Here is a 2103-nt window from a genome sequence, read left to right on the forward strand (position 1 = left end):
GCCCCGATCCGTCCACCCCGGATCTCCGCAACGAGCCGCGCGTGGTCGGCTTCGGTGCGGTCGGCGTACGTCACCGCGAAGGCGGCGATCGCTTCGTCGAGTTCCTCGCTCTTGCCGCAGTACCCGGCGATGAGGCGCGGGTCGGCGCTGTGTGCGTGGGCGCGGGCGAGGAGCGCGCCGGTCATGCGGCCGTAGTCGTCGATCTGGTCGGCTGCGAGGGCGGCGGGGTCGACGCTGCCCTTGCGGTTTCTGAACTGTCGTACCTGGAACGGCAGTCCGGAGACGGTTGTCCAGCCGAGGAGTATGTCGCTGACGACTTGCATGCGTTTCTGTCCGAGGACCACGCGTCGTCCTTCGTGGGGGACGTCGGGGGCCTTGAAGCCGGTGGCGGGCAGGTGCGGCAGCAGCGTGGAGGGCCTGGCTTCCTTGACTTGGAGTATGAGCGGTTCGCCGCGGTGGTCCTGGAGCAGTACGACGTAGGACCGGGTGCCCACGCTGCCGGTGCCGACCACGCGGAAGGCGACGTCCTGGATCGCGTACCGGGCGAGGAGCGGCAGTCGGTCTTCGGGGAGCGTGGTGAGGTACGTGCCGAGTGCTTGGGCGACGGCTGTGGCTTCGGCGTCGGGTATGCGGCGCAGTACGGGTGGGGCGTCGACGAAGCGTCGGCTGCCGTCGGTTTGGACTTCGGTGGATTTGGCAGCGAAGCGTCCGCTGGTGTTGTTGCGTGCCTTTTCGGAGACGCGCTCGAGGGTGCCGAGTAGGTCGTGGGCGTCGGTGTGGGAGACGAGTTCTTCGTCTGCGATGGCGTTCCAGGCGTCGAGGACGGGGAGTTTGGCGAGCAGCCGCATGGTGCGCCGGTAGGCGCCGGCGGCGTCGTGGGCTGCGGTGCGGCAGTTGTCTTCGCTGGCGCCTGCTTCGCGGCCGGCGAGGACGAGTGAGGTGGCGAGCCGTTTGAGGTCCCATTCCCAGGGGCCGTGGACGGTTTCGTCGAAGTCGTTGAGGTCGATGACGAGTTCGCCGCGGGCGTCGCCGTACAGGCCGAAGTTGGCGGCGTGGGCGTCGCCGCAGATCTGGGCGCCGATGCCGGTGATGGGGGTGCGGGCCAGGTCGTACGCCATGAGTCCGGCGGAGCCGCGGAGGAAGGCGAAGGGGGTGGCGGCCATCCTGCCGACGCGTATGGGGGCGAGTTCGGGGAGCCTGCCGTGGTTGGACTCTTCGACGGCGGTGGCGGCGTCGGGGCGGTCGTCGGTGGGGGCGCTCTGGGCGTGTGCGGAGCGCGGTACGTGGGTGCGGAGGTTCTTGCCGGTGCGTTTCGGGGTGTCTTCGCCGGCTGTGGGCGCGAAGCCTGGTACGTGGGGGAGGCGCTGGGGTGTGGGTCGGGGTCGGTCGCCAGGTGTGGGTTGTCCCGGTACTGCGGTGTCCAGCTCGGTCACGTGGACCGCCTCCCCCGTGGTTCGCCGCCGTTGTCGGGCGGTGTGGCTTTGACTGGGATCGACGTTACCGGCGGGGGGGCGGGGACGGTCAGGGCCTGTGGATAACTCTGGACGGGGCCGGACGGGGCTGCTCGTACCGAGACTCGACCCCCTCCTCCACGTGACCCCGGTCACGCATAGAGAGAAGATCGCGACCCCGCATCCACCTCAGATCTGCCTCACATCCACCCGAAGCCGAGTGTGAGCTTCCGCACTCCGGCCCACCGCGAAGGCCACCGCAGCGACCCCGCCTGAACGGACCGGACCGCGATCGGACCGCGACGGGACCGCGGCCGGAGCACCACCAGATCCTGCGGGCATAGCAAAAGCCCCGCAGGTCGATGACCTGCGGGGCTTTCAGCTTGTGCGCGAGGGGGGAGTTGAACCCCCACGCCCTTTCGGGCACTGGAACCTGAATCCAGCGCGTCTGCCTATTCCGCCACCCGCGCATTGGGTGTGTCGCCCGGCTCCCGCTTGCTGCGGGCGCCTGCCGACATCCAGAAGATTAGCACGCTGCAGAGGGTGAATTCACATCCGTTTGGCCAGCCCTCACCGGCACGGACGGCCACGGCCCGTGGGCGCGGAACGTGCATGGGCAGGCCCCGGACCTGCAGGGACCGTCGTACGAGGT

Annotated in this window: 1 protein-coding gene and 1 tRNA gene; both read right to left on the reverse strand. The window is 69.5% G+C overall.

Annotated elements, in window-relative coordinates:
- On the reverse strand, window positions 1-1424 hold a 1424-nt coding region (locus GUY60_RS37100; protein WP_188133277.1), incomplete at its 3' end, for a DUF2252 domain-containing protein.
- Between the two features lie 413 nt (window positions 1425-1837).
- Window positions 1838-1921, reverse strand: a tRNA-Leu gene (locus GUY60_RS37105).
- Window positions 1922-2103: the final 182 nt, after the last annotated feature.

The sequence above is a fragment of the Streptomyces boluensis genome (assembly GCF_009908195.1).
GTDB lineage: Bacteria > Actinomycetota > Actinomycetes > Streptomycetales > Streptomycetaceae > Streptomyces > Streptomyces boluensis.